Origin of the sequence: Xylanibacter ruminicola Ga6B6, from assembly GCF_000687715.1 — a bacterium.
Classification (GTDB): Bacteria; Bacteroidota; Bacteroidia; order Bacteroidales; family Bacteroidaceae; genus Prevotella; species Prevotella ruminicola_B.
Window position 1 is genome coordinate 25,117 of record NZ_JHXD01000006.1, and the last position, 22,677, is coordinate 47,793.

The 22,677-nt window shown below is 47.6% G+C and carries 18 protein-coding genes; 5 read left to right on the top strand and 13 right to left on the bottom strand.

Annotated features, from left to right (window positions below; genetic code table 11):
* Positions 1–2: 2 nt before the first annotated feature.
* The 6 genes from T500_RS0105435 to T500_RS0105460 are packed head-to-tail and all read right to left on the bottom strand — an operon-like array spanning position 3 to position 7,093.
* Entirely contained in the window at positions 3–992 is a 990-nt protein-coding gene (locus tag T500_RS0105435) for a pectinesterase family protein (protein ID WP_028907271.1), read from the bottom strand.
* 15 nt (positions 993–1,007) lie between these two features.
* On the bottom strand, positions 1,008–3,275 hold the full coding sequence (locus T500_RS0105440) for a RelA/SpoT family protein (RefSeq protein ID WP_028907272.1): 2,268 nt from the start codon (positions 3,273–3,275) through the stop codon (positions 1,008–1,010).
* A 36-nt stretch (positions 3,276–3,311) separates the two neighbouring features.
* Entirely contained in the window at positions 3,312–4,694 is a 1,383-nt protein-coding gene (locus tag T500_RS0105445; RefSeq protein ID WP_028907273.1) for a lytic transglycosylase domain-containing protein, read from the bottom strand.
* Positions 4,695–4,700: 6 nt separating this feature from the next.
* On the bottom strand, positions 4,701–5,384 hold the full coding sequence (locus tag T500_RS0105450; protein WP_028907274.1) for a DUF5683 domain-containing protein: 684 nt from the start codon (positions 5,382–5,384) through the stop codon (positions 4,701–4,703).
* A gap of 9 nt (positions 5,385–5,393) precedes the next feature.
* Positions 5,394–6,323 (bottom strand): ParB/RepB/Spo0J family partition protein, encoded by a 930-nt coding sequence (locus T500_RS0105455; protein WP_028907275.1) that lies wholly within the window; start codon positions 6,321–6,323, stop codon positions 5,394–5,396.
* 2 nt (positions 6,324–6,325) lie between these two features.
* Entirely contained in the window at positions 6,326–7,093 is a 768-nt protein-coding gene (locus T500_RS0105460) for a ParA family protein (protein ID WP_028907276.1), read from the bottom strand.
* 122 nt (positions 7,094–7,215) lie between these two features.
* Between T500_RS0105460 and surE the strand changes: the two genes are divergently transcribed.
* From surE to T500_RS0105480, 4 genes are all read left to right on the top strand, one after another.
* Positions 7,216–7,983, top strand: coding sequence for a 5'/3'-nucleotidase SurE (gene surE, locus T500_RS0105465; protein WP_028907277.1), 768 nt, complete (start codon positions 7,216–7,218; stop codon positions 7,981–7,983).
* Positions 7,980–9,083, top strand: coding sequence for a lipid-A-disaccharide synthase (gene lpxB / locus T500_RS0105470; protein WP_028907278.1), 1,104 nt, complete (start codon positions 7,980–7,982; stop codon positions 9,081–9,083). Before surE ends, lpxB begins: the two co-directional genes overlap by 4 nt.
* 20 nt (positions 9,084–9,103) lie before the next feature.
* Positions 9,104–9,805 (top strand): DUF5020 family protein, encoded by a 702-nt coding sequence (locus T500_RS0105475; RefSeq protein ID WP_028907279.1) that lies wholly within the window; start codon positions 9,104–9,106, stop codon positions 9,803–9,805.
* A gap of 161 nt (positions 9,806–9,966) precedes the next feature.
* Positions 9,967–10,368, top strand: a complete 402-nt coding sequence (locus T500_RS0105480) for a hypothetical protein (protein WP_155267448.1) — start codon at positions 9,967–9,969, stop codon at positions 10,366–10,368.
* Positions 10,369–10,372: 4 nt separating this feature from the next.
* On the opposite strand, the gene T500_RS0105485 is transcribed toward T500_RS0105480, so the two are convergent.
* From T500_RS0105485 to T500_RS0105515, 7 genes are all read right to left on the bottom strand, one after another.
* The gene (locus tag T500_RS0105485) at positions 10,373–16,129 is read right to left on the bottom strand and encodes an Ig-like domain-containing protein (protein WP_080694803.1); all 5,757 of its coding nucleotides are present in this window, start codon (positions 16,127–16,129) and stop codon (positions 10,373–10,375) included.
* Between the two features lie 45 nt (positions 16,130–16,174).
* Positions 16,175–18,247, bottom strand: coding sequence for a PP2C family protein-serine/threonine phosphatase (locus T500_RS16320; protein WP_230580858.1), 2,073 nt, complete (start codon positions 18,245–18,247; stop codon positions 16,175–16,177).
* Between the two features lie 86 nt (positions 18,248–18,333).
* A complete protein-coding gene (locus tag T500_RS0105495) occupies positions 18,334–19,194 on the bottom strand; it encodes an ATP-binding protein (RefSeq protein ID WP_028907283.1) in 861 nt (286 codons plus the stop codon).
* Between the two features lie 63 nt (positions 19,195–19,257).
* On the bottom strand, positions 19,258–19,569 hold the full coding sequence (locus tag T500_RS0105500; protein WP_013064295.1) for an STAS domain-containing protein: 312 nt from the start codon (positions 19,567–19,569) through the stop codon (positions 19,258–19,260).
* Between the two features lie 27 nt (positions 19,570–19,596).
* Positions 19,597–20,010 (bottom strand): ATP-binding protein, encoded by a 414-nt coding sequence (locus T500_RS0105505; RefSeq protein WP_028907284.1) that lies wholly within the window; start codon positions 20,008–20,010, stop codon positions 19,597–19,599.
* 124 nt (positions 20,011–20,134) lie between these two features.
* Positions 20,135–20,908 (bottom strand): ABC transporter ATP-binding protein, encoded by a 774-nt coding sequence (locus tag T500_RS0105510; RefSeq protein ID WP_028907285.1) that lies wholly within the window; start codon positions 20,906–20,908, stop codon positions 20,135–20,137.
* Entirely contained in the window at positions 20,905–21,651 is a 747-nt protein-coding gene (locus T500_RS0105515; RefSeq protein WP_028907286.1) for an MlaE family ABC transporter permease, read from the bottom strand. The genes T500_RS0105510 and T500_RS0105515 overlap by 4 nt, the downstream gene beginning before the upstream one ends.
* A gap of 145 nt (positions 21,652–21,796) precedes the next feature.
* Here T500_RS0105515 and lptB point away from each other — a divergent pair, with 145 nt between their 5' ends.
* Positions 21,797–22,594 carry an LPS export ABC transporter ATP-binding protein gene (gene lptB, locus T500_RS0105520; protein ID WP_013065316.1) on the top strand — a complete coding sequence of 266 codons (798 nt, stop codon included), beginning with the start codon at positions 21,797–21,799 and terminating at the stop codon, positions 22,592–22,594.
* Positions 22,595–22,677 lie beyond the last annotated feature (83 nt).

Genomic DNA, 22,677 nt, shown 5'->3' on the forward strand with positions numbered 1-22,677 from the left:
ATTTATTTTATAGGGGTCCAACCGTCGTTGCGGGCAAAGACGTTGGAGATGGTGATCTTAGCAGCTTCTTTCTTGGTGAGCTGGCGACTCCATGGAACTCGCTGACTGGTGTTGGCACCGGTACCACGGTTGTTGTACTCTAAGTAACGGGCAGTCTGCTCGCGGTGCTTCTCCCAGTGATGCCAACCCTCAGGACGGATGTGAGCGCCTAACTCGCAGTTCATGAAGAGCGTGTAGCCATAGTCGCGCCAAGGACGACCTAAGTAAACCTGTGTGGCCTCGGGGGTAGCTATCAGACGGCAGTTGTTGAAGATGTAGCCGTAGGGCTGATCCTGTGGTGTTGAGGCTGCTGTAACGTATGAGTTGATACGACTCTCGATGGTGCAACCCTCGAACCAGGCAGTAGAGGGACCGAAGATGAAATCGGTGGTGCCACAGATAAAACAGTCCTTGAAGTACAGACGTGTGCCTGCCACTCCGGTGTAGACCGTATCCTGATGACCGATGAAACGACAGCCGACAAATACCAGTCGGTCGCCCTCGGTATGCAATGCCACAGCCTGACCTAAACGGGCAGAGTTGTTCTCGATGGTGATATTCTTCAGGGTGATATCATTGCCCTCAATCTTCAGGGTGTAAGTACGGAACGTGCCCATGGGCTTTCCTGTTTCGGGACGGGCGATGTTGGCATGATCGTCGTAGGTGATGATGGTCTTCTCGGCATCCTCACCGCAAATCTCGATGTTCTGCAACCACGAAGGGATAATCAGTTTTTCCTTGTATGTACCGTTCTTGACAAAAATAACCTTGTGGTAATCCATAAACGCACGACATACCTCGATGGCTTCGTCGACGGTGCGGAACTGTCCCGTACCATCGCGAGCTACTACGATGGTGTCGGGGTTATCGAAATTTTTAGCAGGGCTAGATGTTCTAGCCGAACTAGAGGCAGAAATGGCCATGATGGCCAGTAATAGCAGTAGTTTTTTCATTGTTTATAAAGTAGTTTACATAATTTCGGAAATCTCCTTGAGATCGGGAATCTTCTTGAGGTTCTCCATGATGGCACGTACGTTGTCGCGGTCGTGTACACGCATTTCGATGGTTCCCTCGAAGATACCTTCTTCGCAGGTGATGAGGATCTTGTGGATGTTCACATTCATCTCCGACGAGATAACCTGTGTCATCTCGCTCAACATACCCAGACGGTCGATACCGCTGATGCGGATGGTGGCATCGAAGTAGAGCTTCTTGTGCATGTCCCACTTGATGTCGAGGATACGGTTGCCGTAGCTGGTCTTGAGCTTGGCAGCCACCGGACAGGCACGCTTGTGTATCTCAATCTGATTCTTATTGTTGATATAGCCTAAGGCATCGTCGCCTGGGATGGGGTGACAGCAGCCCATGAACTTGAACTGGTTGTAGTTCTCCTCTGAGATATATACCGGCTTTTTGCGGTTGAACTTCTCAGGTACCACAAACAGTTCCTGACGGCTGTGCTCTTCCTTTTTCTTCTTTCCCACAAAGGGTACGAACTTACGCCAGCCGGAATTGCTGTCGGCCTCCTTGTTCTTGCCGTTCAGCTCATCCACATCTTTCTCGCCTAACAGCACAATTTTTTCGCCCAGGGCCTGGAAGAACTCAGGACGCTTGTTGTACTCGTGGTATTCGGCCAACTTGTCGGCCAGAGCTACTGTAGGCTCGAAGCCATTCTTCTTCAGGAAGGCATTCAGTATCTCCTCACCCTCGCGCTGTACCTCGCGGTTGTCGCGACGCAGAATGGCCTGAATCTTGGCTTTGGCCTTGGCGGTAGATACAAAGTTGATCCATGCGGGGTTGACATGCTGCGACTTAGAGGTAAGAATCTCAACCTGGTCGCCACTCTGTAGCTTGTAACTCAGAGGAACCAGCTTGTGGTTTACCTTGGCACCGATACAATGACTACCTAAGAAAGTGTGGATAGAGAAGGCAAAGTCGAGTGCCGTGCAGCCAGCGGGCAGGGTGCGGATTTCGCCCTTGGGGGTAAACACGAATATCTCGCTTGCAAAGAGGTTGAGTTTGATGGTGTCGAGGAAGTCCATTGCATCGGGCTGTGGGTCGTCCAGAATCTCCTTGATGGTACGCAACCATTCGTTCAGCTCGTTCTCGTCCTCGGTATATTCCTCCTCAACGCCGTCCTTGTATTTCCAGTGAGCCGCAAAGCCCTGCTCGGCTATCTCGTCCATGCGGTCGGAACGTATCTGTACCTCAATCCACTGACCGGTCTTCGACATCAGGGTGACGTGCAGGGCCTGGTAACCGTTGGCCTTAGGCTGCGAGAGCCAATCGCGCAAACGGTCGGGGTGCGACTTGTATATCTTTGAAATAGCAACGTAGATCTTGAAGCACTCGTTAACCTCGTCGTCGCGGTTGTTAGGCGTGAAAATGATGCGCACGGCCAGGATATCGTAGATTTCCTCGAAGCTAACGTGCTTGTTCTGCATCTTGTTCCATATAGAGTAAGGTGTTTTTACACGCTCCTTAATCTCGTATTTGATACCCATGCTGTTGAGTGCGTTCTCGATGGGCGAGGTGAACTGTGAGAACAGCTCGTCGCGGTCCTCACGGGTCAGCTTCAGTTTCGATTCTATCTTGTTATACTCGTCGGGGTGCTCAAACTTAAAGCTCAGGTTCTCCAGCTCGCTCTTAATCTTGTTCAATCCCAGACGATTGGCCAACGGCGCATAGATGTAAAGGGTCTCGCCAGCAATCTTGTACTGTTTGTTGGCAGGCTGACTCTCCAGGGTGCGCATGTTGTGCAAACGGTCGCAGATCTTGATGATAATCACACGGATATCATCACTCATGGTGAGAAGAAGTTTCTTGAAGTTCTCGGCCTGTGCCGAAGCCTGCTCGCCAAAGATACCGCCACTGATCTTGGTCAGTCCATCCACAATCTGTGCGATCTTGGCACCAAAAATGTTCTCGATGTCCTCTACGGTATAGTCGGTGTCTTCTACTACATCGTGCAACAGGGCTGCACAGATACTGGTAGAGCCTAAGCCCACTTCGCTGCATGCAATCTGCGCTACGGCGATGGGGTGCATGATATATGGCTCGCCCGACAGACGGCGAACACCCTTATGGGCCTGACGTGCAAAGTTGAAGGCCTTTGTGATGAGGTCGACTTTCTTACGATGACGCGACGAAATATAATCGTTCAACAGTTGCTGGAACGCCTCATTGATCATCTGATCATCTTTTTCTTCTTGGGTTAATTGTTTTTCTTCTGCCATACCTCTTTTACTTCATTTATAAACGTCAAATCTGCTTTATCTTACTCGGAGCTTCTTACCAGCTCGGATATTATTGCCACGGAGACCATTGAGTCTTTTCAGTTTTGCAACGGTAGTGCCATTACGACGGGCTATCTCGCCCAGTGTCTGACCAGAGCGGACGGTGACGCTGGAACCGCCACGGCGTGAATTGCGACTGGCGCGACTACTGCGACCGCGTCGGCTGCTCTTCTTGCTACGATAGGTGGGCTGATCGTCGTTAACCTCGGCTACGGCACGCTTGGTGAGCAACTCGTCGGCACGATAGCTGTAGATGCTATCCTGCAGGTCGATAAAGCGAGTGACATCGGCCATAGGCAGGCGGATGGCATGCTTCTTGTTGGCGCCAGGCACAATGTCGCGGCGATATTCGGGGTTTAACGAACGCAGCATCTCAATATCCAAATCGAGCACGGCGGCCACTTGTTGCAGGTGTACATCGCGATCAACCACCACGGTATCGGTCTGCAGAGGCAGACGGGTGTTCATGGGGCAGATGTTATGCTCGCAATAGTAGGTCATCGCATAGTTGGCTGCGATGAATGCTGGTACATAACCACGTGTCTCGGCTGGCAGGTAAGGATACAACTGCCAATAGTCCTTTTCGCCTCCGGCACGGTGAATGGCTTTGTTGATGTTACCAGGACCGCAGTTGTAAGCGGCAATCACCAGGTTCCAGTCGCCAAACACACGATACAGGTCGCGCAGATAGCGGGCTGCAGCATACGAAGCCTTTACAGGATCGCGGCGCTCATCAACCAGCGAATTTACCTCCAGTCCGTACTGCTTACCAGTAGTCAGCATGAACTGCCACAAGCCAGTGGCACCTACACGTGATACGGCTTTGGGATTCAGTGCACTTTCGATAACGGGCAGGTACTTGAGTTCCAAGGGAACCTGATAAGCCTCGAGGGCTTCTTCGAAGATGGGGATGTAGAAATTGGCTGCACCCAGCATCAGACTAACCGAGTGGCGCAGACGACCCATGTAACGGTCGATGAAGCGCTGTACGATATCGTTGTAGGCCATCTCCATGACAGTAGGCATACGGCGAAGTCGTTCAATATACTCCTCTGGTGTGTAGGTGGGGTTCTCATCCTTCATCTCGCAATCGCCCTTGCTCAGATAAGTCTTGGTCATGTAGAGCTCGAGCAGACTGTCGAGGTTGAATGTCATGGCCTCGGGAAACTCGATGAGTTCCTCGTTGCCCTGTTTGTCTCTTACCGAAATCTCATCCTCGATGGGTACGAACAGGCTGTCAACCTCCTCTTCGTCTTCCTCCTCTTCGGGATCGTCTAAAATAGTCTGTGCCGACAGCGGTGCGCTACTAAAGAGCAGTACCGCAAAACTTAAAATCTTTATGTAATTCTTTACTATCATATGCCATTAAAATTTGATACTACATTGCACACCAACGGCACCGGCGTCGAGCGGATTGCGTGAGGTGTGGGTGTCCAGGATGGTGGGTTCGATGCTCAGACTCAAGTCCTTGCTGATATCGAATACCGACAACTCGGCATCAACATATGCGTCGATGACTGAAAGGGCGTAGACGCCTACCAGTACAAAGAAACTCATGTCGCGCCAACGACGGTAGCGGTCCTTACGCTGCTTGAAGAGCTTCTTGTATCGCTCTTCCTGGCCGTTGATGGTGGCACCGTTATGCAGAAACTGGTTGTAACTCTGCGTGCCAGGGTCGTTGTCCATGATATCGATATAGGCCTGTGAGTAGTCCTTATACATGGTGTTATTCCAGTTCATGGCGTACAGACAACCGATGAAACCGCCGTAAACCAACGGCAATTTCCAGTATTTGCGGTTATAGATCTGTCCGCCGCCAGGTATTACCAGAGCCAGCCACAGCGCGCGTTTAGGATCGGGGCGCCAAGTGCTCATGTCCTTGAGAGGCTTGGTGGGTATGCGGGCCGAATCGACCAGCAGCGACACCTCGTTATTGATGGCTTGTGACAACGAGTCGTGCTCCAATACCACCTCCTCCTGGGCTCGGACGGTACCGAAACCGGTGGCCAGCAGCATGCCAGTTATCAACAGCTTACATCTATTCTTCATGTTCTTGTTTTACTTCTTCTTCAGTTTGTCGAAGACATTCATGATATACTCCAGCTCATCCTCATTGGCAAAGGAAATGCTGATGCGCCCCTTCGACTGGGCAGAGCAGGTCATTTGTACTTTTGTTTTGAACAGGTCCGACAGGCGGTCTCTCAGAATGCTGTACTCCAGTGGCAGCTGGTTGGGAGCCACGGTCTTGCGGGCGTTCTGCAGGGTGTCGCCGTTCTTCACCATCTGCACCATCTCCTCTACCTTACGTACCGAGTAGCCGTTGCGGTGTACGTCCTTAAACAGCTTGAGCTGTGCCGAAGGACTGTCGAGTGAGAGCAGAGCACGGGCGTGTCCCATATCGATATCGCGATTCTTCAGGGCCATCTGTATCTGTGCGGGCAACTTGAGCAGACGCATATAGTTGGTAATCGAGGTGCGACTCTTACCCAGGCGCTCCGACATGCGCTCCTGTGTCATACCTGTAGATTCCGACAGTCGCTGGTATGCCAGTGCTATTTCGATAGCGTTCAAATCCTCGCGCTGAATATTCTCAACCAGAGCCATCTCCATGGTCAGCTTATCGTCGGTGGTCTTAATGTAGGCAGGGATAGCTGTAAGACCTGCCAGCTGTGATGCACGCCAACGGCGCTCACCGGCAATAATCTGATAGCGTCCAGAAGGCATCTCACGAACAGTGATGGGGGTGATGATGCCAATCTCACGGATACTGGCTGCCAGCTCGTTAAGTGCGTTCTCGTCGAACTCATGTCGTGGCTGGTCTGGGTTAGGTTCAATCAGCTCGATGGCTATCTCATTCAGGTTTGATGTACCTTTGGTGTTGATATCGTTAGTATTGATAAGTGCATCGAGCCCCATGCCTCTGCCGGTGCCGATGTTATCGAGTCCGCGACCCAGTACGTTGTGATCGTATTTTTTTCTTACTGCCATAGTTATTTTTTGTTCTTGTAGATGATTTCCTGAGCCAGTGCCAGGTGGTTCTTGGCACCTGTCGAGTCGGCATCATAGAGAATGACGGGCAGACCATGACTGGGTGCCTCGCTTAATTTAACGTTACGCTGAATAACAGTCTTGAATACCAGCTCCTGGAAGTGGCGCTTTACCTCATCGTAAATCTGGTTGGCCAAACGCAGACGACTGTCGTACATCGTCAGCAGGAATCCTTCTATCTCGAGCGTTGGGTTCAACTTGTTCTTGATAATCTTGATGGTGTTCAGCAGCTTGCTGATACCCTCCAGTGCAAAGTACTCGCACTGTACAGGGATAATCACCGAGTTGGCTGCAGTGAGCGAGTTTACGGTGATGAGACCCAGTGATGGTGAACAGTCGATGAGGATATAGTCGTATTCGTTACGAATAGGCTCAAGCATCTTCTTGATCACTTTCTCACGATCGTTCAGATTCAGCATCTCAATCTCGGCACCAACCAGATCGATATGGCTGGGGATGATATCCAGTCCGTCGATATCGGTGGTGTAGATGGCGTCGCGCACATCGGCCTTGTTGATGATGCATTCGTATAGTGAACATTCTACATCCTTGATGTCTACACCCAAGCCACTCGAAGCGTTGGCCTGAGGGTCAGCGTCGACAACCAGTACCGTTTTTTCCAACGTGGCCAGCGATGCTGCCAGGTTGATGGTAGTGGTGGTTTTGCCTACACCGCCTTTTTGGTTTGCTAAAGCAATAATCTTTCCCATTTGATTTTGACTTAATCTTGATAAAAATAAGAAATTTGGCCACAAAGTTACTAAAAAATTAAGAATTAATCGTTATGAATTAAGAGATTTTTGTAACTTTGCAGCCAAATCATTGATATTTTATGGAAATTAAACGACCTTTATTGCTCATTTCGAACGATGACGGCTATCAGGCAAAAGGTATTAACTGCCTGATAGACATGCTGAAGGATATAGCTGATATCATTGTTTGTGCACCTGATGATGCCCGTAGCGGCTACTCGTGCGCCTTTTCGGCTGGTATCCCTTTGCGCCTGAATCTGCAGCGAAAAGAGGAGGGGGTAGAGGTGTGGAGTTGTAATGGTACCCCCGTGGATTGTGTAAAAATGGCGCTGGCCAATATCTGCAAGCGTCAACCCGATATGGTGATTGGTGGTATTAATCATGGCGATAACGCTTCGGTCAATACGCACTACAGTGGTACGATGGGTGTTACCATCGAGGGTTGTCTGAAGTATATCCCATCGGTGGCCTTCTCGCTTTGCGATCTGCATGCCGATGCCGACTTTGAACCGCTTCGACCTTATGTGCGTGAGATTACCCAAAGGGTGCTGAACGAAGGATTGCCTAAAGGCGTGTGCTTGAACGTGAACTTCCCATTGGTTGAGGCTTATCAGGGCGTTAAGGTTTGTCGTATGGCATTTGGTACGTGGTATAACGAAACCGAGATGCACCATCATTCACGTGGCTACGACTACTGGTGGATGATTGGTCACTATCGTAATGATGAACCCGATGCTGAGGATACCGACAACTGGGCACTGCACCATGGCTATATAGCTATTACGCCTACTCAGATAGACGTGACCGCCTATCAGGCTATGGATCTTGTAAAGGGCTGGAACTTATGAAGTATTACCTGATAGTAGGCGAGGCCTCGGGCGATCTGCATGCGTCGCATCTGATGAAAGCATTGAAAGATGTTGACGATGAGGCTGAGTTCCGTTTCTTCGGTGGCGACCTGATGACGGCCGTGGGTGGTACCCGTGTTCGCCATTATAAGGAACTGGCCTATATGGGTTTTATACCTGTGCTATTGCATCTGCCCACTATACTTCGCAACATGAAGATGTGTAAGCAGGATGTGGTGGATTGGCAGCCCGACTGTTTGATATTGGTAGATTATCCAGGTTTTAATCTCAAGATAGCTGAGTTTGTAAAAAGTCATACAAATATTCCTGTGTATTATTATATCTCGCCCAAGATCTGGGCTTGGAAGGAGTATCGTATTAAGAATATCAAACGTGATGTTGATCAACTCTTCTCAATCCTGCCTTTCGAGGTGGATTTCTTTGAGAATAAACATCATTATCCCATGCATTACGTAGGTAATCCCACGGCTGATGAGGTCAAGGAGTTCTTGCAGGCTCAGCCGGAGGCAAAGAAGGAACGGATTATCGCGCTGTTGGCAGGATCGCGTAAACAGGAGATAAAAGATAATCTGCCTGCGATGCTTGAGGCTATAAAACCTTATGAAAATGATTACCAAATTGTAGTGGCAGGAGCGCCTGGCATCGAACCTTCGTATTATCAGCAGTTTATGCAAGGTTCGCAGGCTGATATTGTGTTCGGACAGACGTATGCTTTGCTCGCGAAAGCCCATACAGCCTTGGTGACCAGTGGCACGGCCACGCTTGAGACTTGCCTGTTTGGCGTGCCACAGGTGGTGTGCTATAAAATACCGATGCCTGCCGTTCTAGGGTTCTTGCGTCGCCATTTCTTAAAGGTAAAATATGTTTCGCTTGTAAATCTGGTGGCAGGTCGCGAAGTGGTTAAGGAACTGCTCGAAGATTTCTCGGTAGCTAACATCCGTAGCCAACTCGAGAAGATTCTTTCCGGTCCCGATCGTGAACGTATGCTCGAGGGGTACCATGAGGTAAAGCAGGCTTTAGGTGATAAGAAAGCCCCCGAGAATGCAGCGCGACTCATTGTTGATACATTAAAAGATTAAACATTATATATAATATAATTATGAAAAAGTTTTTTTCTATTGCGTTACTGGCTGTAGCAGCTATGAGCGTTAGTGCACAGAATGTGCAGTTGCATTATGATTTTGGTCGTAATTTCTACTCTGATGAGGAATCAGGTCGCCAGAAGGTAACCATGACCCTCGAGCAGTTCAAGGCCGACCAGTGGGGTTCTTGGTTCTACTTCGTGGATATCGACTTTAGTCGTAAGTTCACCGAGGGTGCTTATGGTGAAATCTCTCGTGAGTTTAATATTGGTAAGAAAGGCTTTGCTGCCCATGTGGAGTATGATGGTGGATTGAATCGTTTCGGTTCGTTCCAGCAGGCAGGATTGATTGGTGCTGCGTGGAATGGTCATAACGCCGACTTCTCAAAGACCTATTCGGTGCAGTTGATGTATAAGCGTTTCTTTAAGAGTTACGACAATACCAGCGCCTATAATTCGGTACAGCTTACTGGTGTATGGGGTCTGAACTTTGCAAATAAGAAGGGTACCTTCTCTGGTTTCATTGATTTCTGGCGTGGCGAAAAGGCCAATGGACACGGTCAGCTGGTTCTGCTTACTGAGCCTCAGTTGTGGTACAATGCTACCGAGCATTTCAGTGTAGGTACCGAGGTAGAGGTTAGCAACAACTTCATTTATAATACCTATAATGATAAGAAGTTCTTTATCAACCCAACGCTTGCAGTAAAGTGGAATTTCTAAAATAAACACTTGAGTTATATTTTAGTATGAGGCAATATAGTTATTGCCTCATTTTTTATTCTTTATTTTGCGAAATTCTGGCTAAAAATTTGGAGGTGTAGAGTATTTTTCTTATATTTGCCAACAAGAAGTACTACTATTAACCTAAGACAAGTTAGCCTATGACGAAGAATTATTTATATGTGATGGCCGCCGTGATGGCTTGTTTCGTGAGCTTAAGTATGACGGCATGCAGTGTGGATTATGATGGTAATGCCGAAAACGGTGCAGAATTGATTGGAACATGGGATGCCATCTGTGAGCAGTACTATGCCGACAACGCAGGCTACGGAATGCCTGGTCGTGCAAGCGGCTATTGGGTGATTACAGCCCGCACCATCACTGAGTATCAGCAAGCAAATGCTATTGCCAGCACCACTGCTGGCTATACCTTTGACGGACGAAGGCTGACCATCGACGGGCGTACCGCCTGTGAGGTGGTAACATTAACCCGCCAGCAGATGCTGCTACGTAAACAGGTACAGCAGGGTGTGTATCAGGAAACGACCTTTAAACGTAGATAATACTTTATTTAATCACTATTTTCTTCTTGTTGTTAAAGTAGAGGCCTTTTTGTGAAGGCTTATTGATCTGTCGGCCATCCAGGGTGTACCACTTGTTATGCTGACTGCTCTGGCTTTGGTTGTCGACCTGAGTGTCCTCTATGTCTGTGAGAGCATTGTTTGCGGCAACCGTGATGATACCGCCTGATACCTTAGTAGCAGAGTTGGTAGATGCCACAGTTTTGGCTTTAATATTGACATGTTTGATGCTTCCCATCAGCTTACTGCGCTTGTTTACACGCGTGCTTCGCATTCTGGTAGATGCACCTGGCTTCTTTACCAGATACAGCCAGCAGAGTGTGGCGTCGTCTAACTGGTAAGGAACATCGGCATTGGGTTGTGTGATGATATAATCTGCCACCTTTACGGCATCATTATTTCCAATCTTAAGATGGAACCCGTAACCATCCTCAACTTCTTGGGCGATTTTGATGGTTCCCTCGCCACCTTGTACTATAAACGTGAGTCCGATAAATCTGTTGGCATAGTCGTCGCTACCCACAATGAGTGTGCTGTTGGCAACATCATTCGCAACCTGAGTAACGACCTCGTCGGTCATGGTGGTTACGATGCCGATATCATTGTATTCTGGATCATAACCCTGACCTTCGGTATCATTGTTCAGGGTGTACAGAATATTGTTGATAGCGTTGTTTGTCAGATCGATAGTAGCAGTGGTGCCGTCGGGATATGTTACTGTAAAGTCGTCGGGATTCAACTCGTCTGGTTCGTCGCCCGTCAGTGGGTTCAGTACCACGCCGATTGTCAGCGTGCTGACTACTGCACCGTTGCCGTTAACCATCTTACCGTCTTTGTATGTGGCATCCTCGGGTGCCAGGACTTGCAGACCGAATTCATAGCCGACGCTTGCAAATCCGCTGATGGCACTCTCGCCCTCGGTGTTCTCTATGGTCAGCTTGCCTGGGAAGTTGCTGTCGCAGGTGAACAGCACTTTTCCTGTGTTGGCGCTATTGCCCTGATTATTGAAGACAACCTTCTTCAGTTTGTTATCCTGGCTCAGGTGTATATTCAGCTCTGGCAGGGTACTCTCGATGGTAAGACCTTCGTTTGAGCCGATAATCAGCAGCGTGTTCTTTTCGGGGTTGAACAACATACTTGGAGACACCCTCTTATGGTCGCCATCGTCGGTTCCGTCATCACCAAAGATATCGGTATAGTTGTCCTCGTTCACCTCGGTGTCGCCAATCTTTACGCCGTAGCTCTTGGCTTTGCCGCGAGTTACTGTCAGTACATATTGTGCCTCGCTGTCGGCGTAGTTTATGTTGTTTGCTGAAGTGGCCTTGATGGTTGTCTGACCAATGCCGGTGAGGCTGACGGCGCCTGTAGCGCTTACCGTAGCCACTGCGGTGTTGCTGCTGCTATAGGTGATGTCCAACCCATGAGGATTGCTGAGACTTGGTGCTGTCCATCCGTCGCCATTCAGCTCTGCCGAGGCTGTAGCAGCAGAGTAAGCCAATCCGCCTGCAGCTTTGCTGATTTCAACTGTTTTACTACCGGTTACAGGGGTGTAGTTTTCCTTCGATACCTGATAGTAAACCTGGTATGTGCCAGCATCGGTGAATGTGGGTGATGCTGTAAGGTCGTATGTGCCCTCCTGGGTTCCATACATCACAGTTGCGCCCTCAGGGGCTGCAACAGTTATACCATGGGCCTTTCCATCGTATGCGCCTTCGTAACCCGATGCAGTAACAGTCATCGTTGCCGGGGAGATGGTGAAGGTGTTCGTGGCTTCGGCACCGTTATAGTTGGTGGTCTCGGCTATAGTTACCATCACGATATGCGTTCCTAAAGCTGTTGGCACTTCTGTTGTGAAGACTTCAGATCCTTCACCCTTATAGGTGATTGTTTCTTTGCCATTGCCGGTATTGCCCTTCACTTCGGGTGTGTTTGGTGTTGAATCATAGGGCCAGCCCTCAAGCGTGATAGTTGGGGTGATGTCGGCCTTGATGATTTCTACTGTTGCACTATCTGCAATGGTGATGTAGTTGATATGTTCTACCTGGTAGTGAATCCAATATGTGCCAGCGTCGGTGTAGGTTGGCGATTCTGTAAGGTCGTATGTGCCCTTTTTAATACCGTATTTTACGGTAGCGCCCTCTGGAGCTGAGACACTGATGCCGTGTGCCTTTGCATCGTATGTTCCTTCGTAACCTGTAGCAGTAACGCCAGTTGCTGTTCCTGCTGCAACATTGAGTGTGTAGGTAGCTGTAGTAGCCTCGTAGTTGTTATTACCTGCAAAGCTGACAGTGATTATTGTCTCGCCTACGCCAATAATGTTGATGGTTCCGTCAGTTATGGTAGCCACCTGTGTGTTGGATGAACTCGTAGCTGTAACAGTTAATCCCTCTGGACATGTGGTTGGGGTAGGTGGCGTGAATGTTTCGCCGAAAGCGATGGAGTAGCTCTCCTCATCGAATGTAATAGATGGGGTAGCTTTTGAAATAGTGAATGCTGCCTCTTTGGAGCCAGTGTAGTTTCCTTTGGCTGTAGCAATGGCTTTATATGTACTAGCATTGATAATTTCGTTTGCAGCAATGTCTTCCTCACTTTCGCCTACAACTTTTTTGTAGGTAACGTCGTAGTCGGTACCCTCTGTTAGGATGGTTGCATTACCAGTAGATCCGCCAGAACCAGTGCTACCATCAGACTCAAATTTAATTGTAACGCTTGGTTTTTTAACATTTCCATCGTAGGCAAACTCTGTCTCTGATAGTGTTATTGTTGCCTCTGCCAATGATTTTGCAATAATGGAGAAAGTTAGTGTTATTGTTCCTGTATAATACCCCTTACCAGTGATTATTGCTGTTGGTGCCTTCTCATCAGTAGAAGTGGCTACATATGTATTGTTGCTATATATTACTGTATAATCACCTGTGTCTTCTGGTGTCGCTGCTTGAGCCAAATTCTTGTCTCCATCCTTCATCGTGACTGCAGGTGTTAGAGTTTCTCCGGTGTATGTAGCATCTGTTATCGTAGCAGTAATGCTTGAGTGCGTCAGGTCCTTATAAACCGTCAGTGTATAGCTAACTGTTTGCGATAAGTACGTGTCTGTTTGTGCTGTGGTAGCGCTAATTGTAGCCTCTCCAATTCCAATAACAGTTACTTCGCCAGATTCATTTATCGTGGCTACATTTTCGTTATTGCTACTATATGTTACCTCTAGGTCTGATGCATCTTGTAGAGTGGGGAGGGTTGGATTATCTGCAGTTCCTATCGTGTATTGCGCAGTTTCTGCAGTGAAACTCACTCCGGGATTCTGTCTGATTACGTATTGTGCTTCAACGATGTCGCTCTTTATCTTTTTGCCAGAGTCTCCGTCGATAACATAGAATGATATCTTTGTAGATTCAGAAACCGTAATTGGGGTCTCGTCATTATAGCGAATAGAGTCATTCTTGTTGTCGTTCAAATAGTACCAGATTTGTGGAACCTGAATGTTTTCATTTAAATCTGATATATATGCTTCTGTTGTGTTTTGCGTTAGACCTGTGATAGATACTCGCTGAGGCTCATTATATATTTCCTCTGCTGATAATGAAAAAACAGGCTTTGTGATGACTTTCGGATAGAAATGGCTCGCAAATTGGTAATTCCTGCTTGCTTCAGTGTCCCCTCCTGGATATACAGCATAACAACGGATGGCATACGAATTGTCACTGGCTGCAAGTGTGAAGGTGCCGTCTTCAGTCTTAACAGGTGTACTTGCACCTATCATATTGGCATAATAGAGATTAAAACCCTCTGCCTCTTCTTTTTGAGTCATCTTGAATACATGGTCGGGGAAATATAGACCATGCTCGGGCTCGTCAATCTCTACATGAGGAATGAATAGGGCCACAACTTTAGGTAATGATGAATTGGTTGCATCGTCTCGTAGACAAAGACCGCTGTTGTATACTACATTACCTTCTGAGAAACCGCTAATGGGCGTATCAACACTATACCAGAAATTCAATTTCGCGGCACCACGATTCTCCTGTGCTGATGTGAAGATCAATCTGCAGTTGTCTCCCTGCGCTCTGATACTACCAGAGGTCTCGCTTTCGCCAATCAGGTCGATGGTTAATTCCTCAACTGAGCTGATGATGCCATCGCTGTTGATCTTGGCGTTATTCAGAGTGAGAATGCTATTCCCGTTTTCCTGTTTGAACGAGACCTTACCTTTGTTTTGACTGTCTTCTGAAAGTACATCTGAAGCATTGTAACTAGAAACAGCTACACCGCTTACCTTTAGCCTATAATCATCAGCAATCACTAACGATTCAACAACGTTATCTGATGATGATATGTAATGTAATCCGTTCTCTTCATCTATCTCCAATTCATCAGCAGCTATGGCAATCAAATCATTACCATCTTCATTATTCACACCATTTACACCTTGGATGCTTTTGAAACCGTCAATGACAGTTTCACCGGGTGATGATATTCTTAGTGAGCATGGCATGTCATCACCCTTCCCGAAAACAAGAGTTGAGCGAATGTCACTATTTTGGCGAATAGGTGATACACCATTGTAGCTCTCAATGACATTGTTGCCGATAATACTGATGGTCAATGGATCGGTGCCTGAGTACTCTATGCATGGAGCCTCCATTGTGGGAGCATCAGGTTCACTGCCATTCCCCATAGTTATTGTAGCGTTATTCAGTGTTAGCGTGTGTTCGTCGTTGTTGTAACTTACCCTACCGTCACCAAGTACATCGTCCTTGTTTGCTTCGGAAACGAAAGTTCCGGCTATCATGATGTTGTAACATGGGGCATTAGCTATCGTAACAGTCTTTATGTTACTAGTCCATTCTGTAAAATTCTCAGGACTACTTACTTGTAGTGGATTCTTGAGTATAACTTGCGAAAAACCGCTAATAACGCCGCCTTCGCTCTCAGAGTCACTCAATGATAAACTCACATTGCTATTATACCCTATATCAAAGGTAAGATTGCCAGAAAGAACATCTACGGTAGGTTCGAATGAAATCGATTTCATCCGTTGGCCTTCGCCCTCAATGATGATTGTTAGATTCGGCAGACTACTTTTAATTGTAAATGAATCGTAATAACCACCATAAGTTAAAACGGCTGATTCTCTGTCGTATGATACTCCACTATAAAATAATGTTGCATCTGTTACTTGGTGACTATCTAGCCAAAGGGGGTACTTTTTGTTTAGTTTTAAGTCGGTATAATTGTCAGCGCTATTATATTCTACCATCCAGTTGCATTTTTCATCTGATCCATCTGCAACTTCTTCGGTTATGGCAGGTGCCTCCATCCAATTGTCTGCTATGTAATATTTAGAAGTTGAACCAATAATACGTAGTTTTCCTGGGTTGTCTGCGTCTGTTTCGAATGATAGCGTGCTGTCATAGTTACCTGTAAACATAAACATGTCGTTGCTAGTGCGATACATGGTGTTCTCGCCTACAAAACGTACTACCAGATTATTCTCTGCAGTGATATTACCATTTATTGTGGCATTATTTAGTGTTAGTGTGGCAGGTAAGTCGTCTGTTGCTGGGGTGAAAGATACTGTTCCATCACCGAGGATATTTGTGGCATTTGCACTTGTGACTTCTGTGCCTCCTACTGTTAGACCATATGTAGTGATGTCTTCTGCCCGGAGGGTGGTGGGCATGATGGTTATTACTAGGAAGATAATACTCCTTGTTAATGTCTGCAGGCTAAGTAATTGTTTTGTCATGATGGGTCAATTTATTAATGTTATATAGATTAATAGGAATAGGTGTTAACTTTTAACCGTGAAGCATAGCATCGTGAGGTCGTCGTTAGGCTCGGCGCCTTCGCGGTGCTTTTCTACTTCGGCTTTCAGGTACTCGATGGTCTCCTTTGCCGATTCGAAATGGTGAGTAGCCATGATGTCGAGCAGGTGATCATCACCAAACTGATCTTTCTCGTTGTTTTCGGCCTCGTTGAGTCCGTCGGTATAGATGAACAGTTGACGACCACGGATATCGGCTATCTCTTCGCCTTCGTAATCCAGACCAGGGAACAGACCGATAGGTGCGTTGGGAATCATCTCTATGAACTCGGTGCCGAGTATCGGTGGGTTGTGGCCGGCGTTACAGAATTGCAGGTGGCCTGTGGTGATGTCGACAACGCCAAGGAACATGGTGACGAACATGCCCTGCTCGTTGTCGTCGCCCGAGAGGGCATCGTTCATGCGGGTGGCTATCTCGGCAGGCTGCATTTGTTGGGCTGCCAGAGTTCTGAATAGTCGTGTGGCTTGGGCCATGAAGAGTGAAGCGGGCACTCCCTTTCCTGAAACATCGCCAAGAGCGAAGTATAACTTATCGGGCGCATCGTCGCGAATCATGAAGTTATACAGGTCGCCACCCACCTCCTTGGCAGGTGTCATAGAACCGTAGATATCGAGGTCGGGACGATCGGGGAAGGTGCTGGGCACCATCGACATCTGTATATTACGTGCGATACGGAGGTCGCTCTCTATACGCTCCTTGGCAATGGTTGTCTCTTCCAGCTGGTCGTAGGCGGTGAGTAGCTCCTGGTGGGTGGTTTCAAGTTGCTGGTGTGCAATCTTTAAGCGGCGTGCTGAGCGCAGACGGAAATAGATGAATATGCTTAATGCCAGTACAATGATAGTGGCAATGGTGATGATGCTGAGTCGCTGTTGGCGGGCACGCTCTTCGGCTTGTTGGAGTTTCAGTTCGTCGACATGAAACTTGGTGCTCATCTCGGCCAGCTTATTCTTGGTGTCGTTGGCATTGACAGAGTCGCTGATGTTATATATGGATTGATACATCTGTGCTGCCTCACGGAACCGGCCCAGTTTCTCGAATATCTCGGCACGTTGCTTGCGAACGCGGATGATTTCGGCAGGATCGCTGCTCTCGTCGAGGAGTTGGAGACGTTGGCTGTTGAATGCCAGTGCTTCGTTGTACAGATGCTGCCGCTTGTACAGTTCTGCGCTGAAAAAGAGCCACATGTTACTCAGGTTATAGTCGTCGGAAGCGTTTTTCTGTACCTCATCGAGCATCTTGGTGGCTTCGGCATAGTGGCCTAATCCCAACTCGGCTTGCGCGCGCGACATATAGTAATAGCCCCAAGCCATGCTGGCGTCGGCATCTGTATTGTTATATTGCTCTTTCAGGAAATCTCGCCATTGATTGTTCAGTGTGTTCATGGCGTTGTAGCGTTTGAGGATATCGAGAACCTCTGAGTAATAACCGAATATTTCGGCGAGTTGTGTAGGTTCCGGGGTGAACCCAGTCAGAATGCTGACGCTCTTCTGATAGGCATTCGCAGCCTCTTCGTGGTTGCGCATCATGGCGTAGACCAATCCCAGTGCGAAGTGACCTAATCCTATGCCATACTGGTTGTTGTGCAGCTCGGCATCGGTAATCATCTTCTTGGCTTCGTCCATTCCCATGATGGTCTTGCCGTCGAAGTTGTAAGTCTCGATAAGTATTAACCATATTTCATAGTAGGTGTCCCAGATGTTGGCGGTTTCTAAGAAACGTAGCGTATTTGGTGTCTGCTCGTAGATGGAGTCGTTAAGGTCGTTGTTGTAGAATAGCTTGATTTTCATGGATCTGGCCATACCTTCTTTCTCGCGGTCGCCCTGATGATGGGCTTCGGCAATGAGGTCGTTGATGCAGCGTTGCTGATAGACGATATCATTGGAAGACAGACTGGAAAGATAAAGCTCAAAGTAGGCGTCTATCAGTTCCTGACCTTTCAGTTGAGGTAGTCTTTGACGAAGCTCACTGGTTTTATCGGCCTGCACCGTAGTGACGGCGAGACAAAACAAGAGGTAGGTAAGTAGACGTCGTAGGTTCATAGGTATAGGTGGCGATTTTTTTGGTTTACACCAATATTAGATACAATAAACCCCTCCATAGTTAGTGGAGGGGCTGTATGTTATGATTAGATGGGCAGTGAGAACACAAAGCGTGAGCCGCCGCGGTAATCGGTGTCGAGACGGATATCGCCACCCAGACGGCGGGCGATGCTACGTGCTACGGTTAAACCGATACCATTGCCCTCGAAGAAATCGTTGAGCTTTACGTATGGCTCGAAAATCTTCTCGGCATATTCGGAGAGAACACCTGTGCCAGTGTCTTCAACGCAGAACTCGAGGTTTGAGCCTGAGATGTTGATAAGCAGCAGAATCTCGCCTTGTGCGGTAAACTTCATGGCGTTGTCGAGCAGTGCTACCAATGCGCGCACGGCATACTTGCTGTTGGTGAATACCATGGTGGCCTGAGCTTCCTCTACCATCTGGCACTTGAATTCGGCCTTCTGGTAGCTCTGGACGCCTGACTCCTGGATGGCCATAGCAGCGATATCCTGAGCCATCACGTTATCCTCGCACTGCAAAGGCTGCTCCATCTCGATGTCGATAACATTGAGTATCTGATTGGCTGCCAGAGCGATGTTGCCAGCATTAGGATGGGTATAGTCTAACTTCTGTTTGATGCCCTCGGCATACTGCTCGATGATGCTCTTCTTCTTGAGCATGGTCTCTTCAAGCTTTTGCTTGGCAGCCATAACCTCGTTTGACTGCTTCTCGATGGCCTCTTTTACCTTCAGCACTTTCTGCTTCTCCTCTTCCATCTTGTCGAAAGCCATCAGGGCCTCTTCGTATCCCTGACCAACATTGTCGAAGTTCTGCTCGAGCGAACGATAGTCCTTGAGTAACTTCTCCATCTCGTTGACGCGCTTCTGGTAGTCCTCGAGCAACTGCTTGCCCTCGGCCTCCTGCTCACGACTATGCTTAATCTTCATCTGCAGAACAATGCAGACAATGAGGAGTATAATAACAAGTAAGACAACCAACCAAATCATATGTTATGCTTTTTTCTGTTCTACCTTCATGAACTTGGTGAATCCGGTCATAGCCAGAATCTTGTAAATTTCGGGCGACACGTTGGTGATTTTGAACTGACCCTTGAGCTGAGTAACAATGCGCATAGTCTTCTGGATGATACGCAGACCCGAGCTGGCCATGTAGGTGAGCTCTGTGCAGTCCATTTCGAGGTCAACACCTCCCTCTTTCAAGGCGGGCTGGATGTCCTGCTCGAACTGGTTGGCATTCATAGTGTCGATTCTTGAACCGGTCTTAATAATGGTTTTACCACCTTCTTTGATAATCTGTGTCATAATATGTGTTATCTAATTGTTTTGTAATTAATCCTCTAAATCCTTTTTCATGGTGAGCAGGTTCTTGCCCTCCAGACGCTGATAGGTAACCTCGTTCATGATGTTCTTTACGATGTAGATTCCCAAACCACCCAACTCGCGGTCAGCTGGATCAGTAGCGGTGTCGATGTCCTCCTTCATGGTAGGGTCAAACTCGCGGCCTTTGTCGCTAAGCACAAATGTGAGTGTGTGGCCAGCGCACTCGGCTGACAATTCGATGTCGGCAGTCTTTCCTTCAGGATAAGCATAGAAGATAACGTTAGATACCATCTCTTCCATTACCAGGTTCAGGTTCATCAGCAGCTCCATATCAAGCTGAAGTTCCTCTCCGATCTCCTCGATGAAGGCGTTTACTTTCTCTAACTCGCCAACCTGATTCTTAATCTTAATTTCTTTTTTCATATAAAAATGCTAAAATTGGATGTTATAATTTCGTATTATTGCTGCAAAAGTAAGTAAAAATTCTGAATCGAACAAGCTTTTTAAGAAAAATTTATTTTATCACAAGGTATTTTTCTTGAGTTCTTTATAAAGACAGCCCGTTGTCGATGACGATTCGTCGCATATTTTTGAGCAAATCGCTGGCAAAGATAAAGTCGGTTAAGCGGGGATTATCGGCACCCATCACCTCGCTGCTAACTCCTTGCCACTCTTTGTTGCCTTCGTAAATAAAAATAATGTTTTCGCCGATGCCCATTACTGAGTTCATGTCGTGGGTGTTGATGATCGTGGTCATGTTGTACTCCTGAGTAATGGAGTGTAGCAACTCATCGATAACAAGCGATGTCTTGGGGTCGAGGCCGGAGTTGGGCTCGTCGCAAAACAAGTATTTGGGGTTGAGGGCGATAGCGCGGGCGATGGCTACACGCTTCTGCATGCCACCGGATATCTCACCAGGGAATTTTTCATCGGCACCTGTCAGGTTTACGCGGTCCAAGCAATCCTGTGCGCGACGGATACGTTCGCGTAGGGTCATTGATGAAAACATGTCGAGCGGGAACATGACGTTCTCGAGAACTGTCATGGAGTCGAAGAGGGCTGCGCTTTGGAAAATCATGCCCATCTCACGTCGCATCATCACTTTTTCGTGCTTGCTCATACTGACAAAGTTACGACCATCGTAGAGAATCTCGCCGCGGGTTGGCTCGAAAAGTCCGACAAGATTTTTCATTAATACAGTCTTTCCGGAACCGCTCTGTCCGATAATGAGGTTGGTCTTTCCGTCTTCGAATACGGTATTGATATCTTTCAGGACTTCTCTGTCCTCAAAACTCTTATATAAGTGCTTAACTTCGATCATGACAGTAACTGGGTTAAGAAAACATCTGAAAACAGAATGAGTACACTTGAGGTGACAACGGCATCGGTTGATGCCTTACCTACGTTTACACTACCACCCTCGACCGTGTAGCCGCAGAAGGCTGGCACGCTGGAGATGATGAATGCGAAAAACTGACTTTTGATAATGCTCATCCATACGAACCAAGGGATGAATGCATGTTGCAGTCCTGCTGTCAGGTCGTCGGGGGCGATGATATGTCCTAAATAGGCAGTGCCGTATGCACCAATGATACCTGTGGCCGAAGAGAAGATGACCAGGAATGGCATGATGGTGAGCAGGCCGATAATTTTGGGCAGAATCAGATAGCAGGCAGAGTTGATACCCATAATCTCGAGTGCGTCGATCTGCTGGGTAACACGCATCGTGCCCAACTCGGAGGCGATGTTGGAACCTACTTTTCCTGCCAGGATCAAGCACATGATGGAGCTTGAGAACTCCAAAAGCAGAATTTCGCGGGTGGTGTAGCCGGCAACCCAGCGTGGCATCCAAGGACTCTGAATATTCAGTTTCATTTGGATACAGATAACAGCTCCGATGAAAAACGAGATGATGAGTACGATGCCGATAGAATTGATGCCTAATTGGGTCATCTCGGTAATGTACTGTTTCAGGAACATTCTCATACGCTCAGGGCGTGAAAAAACACGACCCATCAGCATCAAATATCGACCAAAGGTGGTCAGCCATTTATGTAATAACATTGCAAACAAACTAATTATTCGGGTGCAAAGGTACGAAAAATAAGACACGAATTGCGCGAATTAACACGAATTATTTCTATTTGAGATTATTTTTCGTGAAATTCGTGTAATTCATGCCAAAAAATAACTAACTTTGCAGCCGATTATGGAAGAAGAGCGTATAGTATTACGAACAGAAGGCCTCGTGAAACGCTACGGTAAGCGCACGGTGGTTAACGATGTGAGCTTCGATGTGAAGCAGGGTGAGATTGTGGGACTACTGGGACCTAATGGTGCTGGTAAGACAACCTCGTTCTATATGACCACAGGACTGATTGTTCCTAATGGTGGACATATTTATCTGGGTGAGGAGGATGTAACCAAATTCCCTGTTTACAAGCGTGCTCGTGCCGGTATTGGCTATCTGGCTCAGGAGGCCAGCGTGTTTCGTAAGATGACTGTAGAGGATAACATCCTCTCGGTTCTGGAGATGACAGGTAAGCCTCGCGACTATCAGTTGAATAAACTGGAGGAACTGATTAGGGAGTTCCGACTGGAAAAGGTTCGCAAGAACTTAGGTGACCGATTGTCGGGAGGTGAGCGTCGACGTACTGAGATTGCCCGCTGTCTGGCTATTGAACCCAAGTTTATTATGCTCGACGAGCCTTTTGCTGGTGTCGACCCTATCGCTGTGGAAGATATCCAGCAGATTGTGTATAAACTGAAATATCTGAACATCGGCATTCTGATTACCGACCATAATGTGGATGAGACATTGGCAATTACCGATCGTGCTTATCTGTTGTTCGAGGGTAGAATCTTGTTCCAAGGAACACCAGAAGAACTGGCAGCCAACCAGATAGTGCGTGAAAAATATCTGACGGAATCGTTCGAGTTGAGAAAGAAGAATTTCCAACAGATAGAGATGGAACGTAATGCCAAGGAGCAGGCGGAGAAAAGTTAAAAATTGAAAAATCGGCGTTGATTACGCCGTTTTTTTGTACTTTTGCACCCCAATATTTGAATATATATTATAAATAAGTACAT

Excerpts from the sequence above, each read along its gene's own strand:
- T500_RS0105495 (WP_028907283.1), bottom strand. The coding sequence starts at position 19,194 with ATGAAGATTAAGCATAGTCGTGAGCAGGAGGCCGAGGGCAAGCAGTTG.
- T500_RS0105505 (WP_028907284.1), bottom strand. The coding sequence starts at position 20,010 with ATGAAAAAAGAAATTAAGATTAAGAATCAGGTTGGCGAGTTAGAGAAA.
- lpxB (WP_028907278.1), top strand. The coding sequence starts at position 7,980 with ATGAAGTATTACCTGATAGTAGGCGAGGCCTCGGGCGATCTGCATGCG.
- T500_RS0105500 (WP_013064295.1), bottom strand. The coding sequence starts at position 19,569 with ATGACACAGATTATCAAAGAAGGTGGTAAAACCATTATTAAGACCGGT.
- T500_RS0105450 (WP_028907274.1), bottom strand. The coding sequence starts at position 5,384 with ATGAAGAATAGATGTAAGCTGTTGATAACTGGCATGCTGCTGGCCACC.
- T500_RS0105515 (WP_028907286.1), bottom strand. The coding sequence starts at position 21,651 with ATGTTATTACATAAATGGCTGACCACCTTTGGTCGATATTTGATGCTG.
- surE (WP_028907277.1), top strand. The coding sequence starts at position 7,216 with ATGGAAATTAAACGACCTTTATTGCTCATTTCGAACGATGACGGCTAT.
- T500_RS0105485 (WP_080694803.1), bottom strand. The coding sequence starts at position 16,129 with ATGACAAAACAATTACTTAGCCTGCAGACATTAACAAGGAGTATTATC.
- T500_RS0105440 (WP_028907272.1), bottom strand. The coding sequence starts at position 3,275 with ATGGCAGAAGAAAAACAATTAACCCAAGAAGAAAAAGATGATCAGATG.
- T500_RS0105460 (WP_028907276.1), bottom strand. The coding sequence starts at position 7,093 with ATGGGAAAGATTATTGCTTTAGCAAACCAAAAAGGCGGTGTAGGCAAA.
- T500_RS0105475 (WP_028907279.1), top strand. The coding sequence starts at position 9,104 with ATGAAAAAGTTTTTTTCTATTGCGTTACTGGCTGTAGCAGCTATGAGC.
- T500_RS16320 (WP_230580858.1), bottom strand. The coding sequence starts at position 18,247 with ATGAACCTACGACGTCTACTTACCTACCTCTTGTTTTGTCTCGCCGTC.
- T500_RS0105455 (WP_028907275.1), bottom strand. The coding sequence starts at position 6,323 with ATGGCAGTAAGAAAAAAATACGATCACAACGTACTGGGTCGCGGACTC.
- T500_RS0105510 (WP_028907285.1), bottom strand. The coding sequence starts at position 20,908 with ATGATCGAAGTTAAGCACTTATATAAGAGTTTTGAGGACAGAGAAGTC.
- T500_RS0105445 (WP_028907273.1), bottom strand. The coding sequence starts at position 4,694 with ATGATAGTAAAGAATTACATAAAGATTTTAAGTTTTGCGGTACTGCTC.
- T500_RS0105480 (WP_155267448.1), top strand. The coding sequence starts at position 9,967 with ATGACGAAGAATTATTTATATGTGATGGCCGCCGTGATGGCTTGTTTC.
- T500_RS0105435 (WP_028907271.1), bottom strand. The coding sequence starts at position 992 with ATGAAAAAACTACTGCTATTACTGGCCATCATGGCCATTTCTGCCTCT.
- lptB (WP_013065316.1), top strand. The coding sequence starts at position 21,797 with ATGGAAGAAGAGCGTATAGTATTACGAACAGAAGGCCTCGTGAAACGC.